This window comes from Micromonospora phytophila, from assembly GCF_023656545.1.
In the GTDB taxonomy this organism is placed as follows: Bacteria; Actinomycetota; Actinomycetes; order Mycobacteriales; family Micromonosporaceae; genus Micromonospora; species Micromonospora phytophila.
This window is the reverse complement of record NZ_JAMOKF010000408.1, coordinates 1-4,184: the sequence shown is the minus strand read 5'-3', so window position 1 is coordinate 4,184 and position 4,184 is coordinate 1. Positions and strand designations below refer to the sequence as shown.

Genomic DNA, 4,184 nt, shown 5'->3' with positions numbered 1-4,184 from the left:
CCCGAGCGCGGTGCCGGTCAGCCGGGCGGCGCGTTCCTTGGCGGCCTGCTGCATCGGCCCCTCCCGCCAGCGGCGGGGCACCGCGGCGAGGGTCAGCCGCAGGGCCCGCAGGGTCAGGTCGGCGGTGAGCGCGGTGGTCGGCAGGCCCAGGCCGCCGTACATCCGCCGGGCCCAGGACGGCAGCAGCGCGAGCGCGGTGCCGGCGATGCCGAAGTACGCGAACCGCGGCGGGCCCAGGTTGAGCCCGATCCGGGCGGGCAGGTTCAGCTTCCACGGGATCGGCGGCGCGGTCAGGAAGACCGCGGTCTCGGCCGCCTCGCGGGTCATCCGCAACTCGGGGCGGACCTGCCGGTAGTAGTCGGCCACCTCGGCGGCGGTGCCGGGGACGGTCTCCGGGTCCAGGCCGACCAGGGCGGCGGCCCGCCGCTGCTCGGTGTAGTAGCCGTCGACCTCGTCGGCGGTCAGCGGCAGTCCGGCCCGGCGCGCGGTGTCGAGGAACGACTCCACCTCGGTGACGTGCACCCAGCGCAGCAGGTCGGGCTCGTCGACGCGGAACTCCTCGCCGGTGACGAGGTCGGTGGCCCGCATCCGGGCGTGCAGCCGGCGCAACCGCTGCCCGGCGTCCTCCGCCTCCGTGGTGGTGCCGTAGATGGTGGTCCCCACGTAGGTCGCGGTACGGACCAGGCGGCCCCACGCGTCGGTGCGGTAGTTGCTGTTCTGCGCCACGCCGGCCATCGCCCGGGGGTGCAGTGCCTGCAGGTAGAGCGAGCGCAGGCCGGCGACGATCAGGATCGGCTCCTCGTGCACCTTCCACGTGACCGAACCCGGACCGAAGAGGCCGAGGTCATCGGAGTCCACCGACCAAGCGTGCCACGCCCCCGGGGCCCCACGCCGGACGGTGGACGCGCGAGGTGGTGGCGGGGTCAGTTGTCGGCGGAGCGACGGGCCTGGCAGGGCGGGCAGAGGCCCCAGAAGGTCACTTCCGCCTCGTCGACCTCGAACCCGTGGGCGATGTCCGGGTCCAGGCAGGGGGCACTGCCGACCGCGCAGTCGATGTCGGCGATCTCACCGCAGCCCCGGCACACCACGTGGTGGTGGTTGTCGCCGGCCCGGGCCTCGTAGCGGGCGGGACTGCCGGCCGGCTCGATCCGGCGGGACAGCCCGGCCCGGGAGAGCGCGCCGAGCACGTCGTAGACCGCCTGCGTGGAGACGGAGTCGAGGCGTTCGCGAACCCGGCGGGTGATCTCGTCCACCTCGAGGTGGCCGCCGGCGGCCAGCACGTCGAGCACGGCGAGGCGCGGCCGGGTGACCCGCAGGCCCCTCGACCGGAGCAACTCCTCGCCACCGGACATGCGCCAATGACAGCACGCGGGCCGGGGGCCGACAACCGACCGGCGGCACAGGGTGGCCCCGGCCACACCCAGGTCGTGCCGCCGCACGGTGAACCGGAGCCCCGTGCCGCGCGTGTAGCCGGGTGACAAGGCCTGGGCGGGTCGACCGGCGCACCGTACGCTGGCACCCCCCGACCGCGTACCGCCGGAGGTGTCGATGTTCAAGGAGATCCTGGGTCTACCGGCGCATGTGCTCGTGGTGCACGCGGTGGTCGTCTTCGTGCCGCTGCTGGTGCTGCTCTCCAGCGCGTACGTGGCCCTGCCCCGGTTCCGCCCCCGGCTGGACTGGGCGGTGGCGATCCTCGCCGTGGTGGCGCCGGTGACCGCCTTCGTGGCGGTCGAGTCCGGCGAGGAGTTGACCGACGCGTTCGTCGCCCGGGGCCTGCAGGGCCCGATCGTCCAGCAGATCTTCGACCACTCCCGGTACGGCGACATCCTGTTCCGGTACGTCCTGCCGCTCGCCGTGGCGGCTGTGCTGCTGCTCGTGGTGACCAGCGGGCACCCCCGGGTGCCGAGGCTGCCGTCCTGGGTGACCCCGGCGCTGTCGGTCGCGGTGGTCGCTCTCGGCGTCGCCAGCCTCTTCTACGTCTACCTCACCGGGCACTCCGGGGCGGAGGCCGTCTGGGGGAACACCCTCTGACAGCCGTGGGCCCCGGCCGGCGCGGCGGCGGGGGCCTCCGGCACGGTCTCGGCGTCGACGCGGTTGGGATCAGTCCTGGTACCGGGCACGTCGACGTGGGGGCCGCGCCCCTGCGGTTCAGAAGAGGATCCGCGAGCAGAGCAGGCAGACGAGGATCACCAGCACGACCGCGGCCACCAGGCCCATGCCGTTGGTGAGGCGCTGGGCCCGCTGCTCGGCGGCGTCCAGACCGGCCATGTCCTGCGGCGGCAGCCGCCGGGGCGGGGGCGGTTGCAGGTGCACCGGGGGTCGCCAACCGGACGGTGGCGGGGTGGTCGGCGGCGGGCCCGCGTAGCCGCCTCCGGGGCTCGGCGCCCCGCCGGCTTCCGGCGGGCCCGACCACCCGGCCGCCCCCGGTGTGCCGTGTGCGCCCTCCGCGCCCGCCCGGTCCGACCAGACCGATTCACCCGGCGGGCCCGAAGCACCCCGCGGGCCCGACCCACCTTGCGGGCTCGACTCTCCCTGCGGGCCCGGCCATTCCGCTGGGTTCGCCGTGGCGGACGAGTGCGGCCCACCGGCCGGGTCCGGTGAGCTGGCCGGGGCCGATCCGCTCGGGGCCACCGGGGGTGACGGCGCGGCGGGCGGCTGATCCGGAGGTTCGCCGGGGCCGACGTCGGGCCGCCGCCACTGCTCGTCCGGGGAGCTGCCGGAGCTGGGGGTCGTCACGCCGTCCGACGCTACCAACGCGGTGGCCCGACGACCCGTGGACGCGGCCGGCACCCCGGCTGCGCTCCGATTAGCGGGATCACGGCTGCGCTAGTCTTTCCGCTCGTGAGCACCGAGGATCCGGGTACGCCGGCCGTGCGCGGCGACGACGACCGCACGGTCGACCTGAGCGACGACTTCGTGGTGCTGCCGGAGCAGACCGCCGACGACACCGACCGGGGCTGGGGCGAGCGGTCCGGCGGCAACGACGACTGGCTGCTCGCCGAGCGCCCGCCGCACTGGGACTGACCACACCCCGTCCCGCGCGTCGCCGGCCGGGCCGCATCGGAGACCCGCCTGGCCCCACCGCGCCCCGTACCGACGGCATCCGGCCACCTCCGGCTGCCGTGCCCGCCGGGAGCCCGGACGGCCCGCGACCGGCGAGGCCAGGCGGCGGCGGGCCGACCGCAGGTGGCATCGGGACGGCCTGTGGACAACGAGGCGCCCCTGTGGAAAACCCCTAACCGGCGACCGGAGCTGCTGGATCGACCCGTCGAGAACCGGCCGAAGACGTCGGAGAGCCCGGGGTCACCGTCGGCGGACGCGCCGACGCCCGGGGCGGGCGAGGGCCCACCCCGGGACGGGTCGGTGTGCGGCGCCGGTCAGGAGGCGCTGGAGGTGCTGGCGGCCGGGGTCTTGGTCGACCCGCCGCCGCTGGAGCCGGACGAGCCGGTCGACGACGAGGACGACGTGGTCGAGGCGCCCGACGAGCCGGAGTCGCCGCCCGAGGAGGACGAATCGGACTTGGCCGGCTTGGCGGCGCCGTTCTTCGCGGCGTCCGTGGCGGACGCGCGCGAGTCGGTGCGGTAGAAGCCGGAGCCCTTGAACACGACGCCGACGGAGTTGAAGACCTTCCGCAGCCGCCCCTCACACGCCGGGCACTCGGTCAGCGGCTCGTCGGAGAAGGACTGCACCGCCTCGAGCTGCTCGCCACACGCGGTGCAGGCGTACTGGTACGTGGGCACGTTCTCCTCCGGATCTGGCACGGCCGGTTGGCACTCGACGTATTCGAGTGCCAATGGTGCGTCATCGCCCCCGGGTTCGTCCAGCGGAAGTGTGGGGCGCGACACCTGCCGCACCCTCCGGGGCCGCGTCAAGCGTAACCAGGCCGTCGGCGGGGGTGACGACCGCGCGTACCGGGCGGTCGTGCGGCTCGGCGGGAAGCGCCTCGACCAGCTCACCGTCGTGCAACGGGACGACGGTCAGCGCGCTCGCGGGCACCCGGGCCAGGGCCCGGTCGTACGAGCCGCCGCCCCGGCCCAGCCGCAGCCCACGGCGGTCCACCGCCGTTGACCGCCGGCACCCATGCGAACGGGCACGCAAGGGGCACGCGACTGTCACTCCCTCCCAGTAGAAGCCGATCCTCGATGCCGTCAAGCCGTCCTCTCGTCGTGATCACCTGGTGACCG

The 4,184-nt window shown here is 75.0% G+C and carries 6 protein-coding genes and 1 pseudogene; 2 read left to right on the top strand and 5 right to left on the bottom strand.

Features of this window, described 5'->3' with window-relative positions; genetic code table 11:
• Both NCC78_RS28455 and NCC78_RS28450 read right to left on the bottom strand, forming a co-directional pair.
• Positions 1 to 858 (bottom strand): oxygenase MpaB family protein (locus NCC78_RS28455; protein ID WP_250798365.1); only part of this gene is annotated, 858 nt, incomplete at its 3' end.
• Between the two features lie 65 nt (positions 859 to 923).
• Positions 924 to 1,352 (bottom strand): Fur family transcriptional regulator, encoded by a 429-nt coding sequence (locus NCC78_RS28450; protein ID WP_250798364.1) that lies wholly within the window; start codon positions 1,350 to 1,352, stop codon positions 924 to 926.
• A 196-nt stretch (positions 1,353 to 1,548) separates the two neighbouring features.
• Here NCC78_RS28450 and NCC78_RS28445 point away from each other — a divergent pair, with 196 nt between their 5' ends.
• Complete coding sequence (locus NCC78_RS28445; RefSeq protein WP_250798363.1) at positions 1,549 to 2,031, top strand: DUF2231 domain-containing protein; 483 nt, start codon at positions 1,549 to 1,551, stop codon at positions 2,029 to 2,031.
• A 117-nt stretch (positions 2,032 to 2,148) separates the two neighbouring features.
• Here NCC78_RS28445 and NCC78_RS32270 read toward each other — a convergent pair whose 3' ends face one another.
• Positions 2,149 to 2,313, bottom strand: a complete 165-nt coding sequence (locus NCC78_RS32270) for a hypothetical protein (RefSeq protein ID WP_308220966.1) — start codon at positions 2,311 to 2,313, stop codon at positions 2,149 to 2,151.
• Between the two features lie 528 nt (positions 2,314 to 2,841).
• Here NCC78_RS32270 and NCC78_RS28435 point away from each other — a divergent pair.
• Complete coding sequence (locus tag NCC78_RS28435; protein ID WP_250798361.1) at positions 2,842 to 3,024, top strand: hypothetical protein; 183 nt, start codon at positions 2,842 to 2,844, stop codon at positions 3,022 to 3,024.
• Positions 3,025 to 3,377: 353 nt separating this feature from the next.
• Here the strand turns inward: NCC78_RS28435 and NCC78_RS28430 are convergent, their stop codons facing one another.
• The gene (locus tag NCC78_RS28430) at positions 3,378 to 3,794 is read right to left on the bottom strand and encodes an FmdB family zinc ribbon protein (RefSeq protein ID WP_250798360.1); all 417 of its coding nucleotides are present in this window, start codon (positions 3,792 to 3,794) and stop codon (positions 3,378 to 3,380) included.
• Between the two features lie 7 nt (positions 3,795 to 3,801).
• Positions 3,802 to 4,062 (bottom strand): annotated as a pseudogene (locus NCC78_RS28425) (5-formyltetrahydrofolate cyclo-ligase); the annotation flags it as partial.
• Between the last annotated feature and the right edge of the window lie 122 nt (positions 4,063 to 4,184).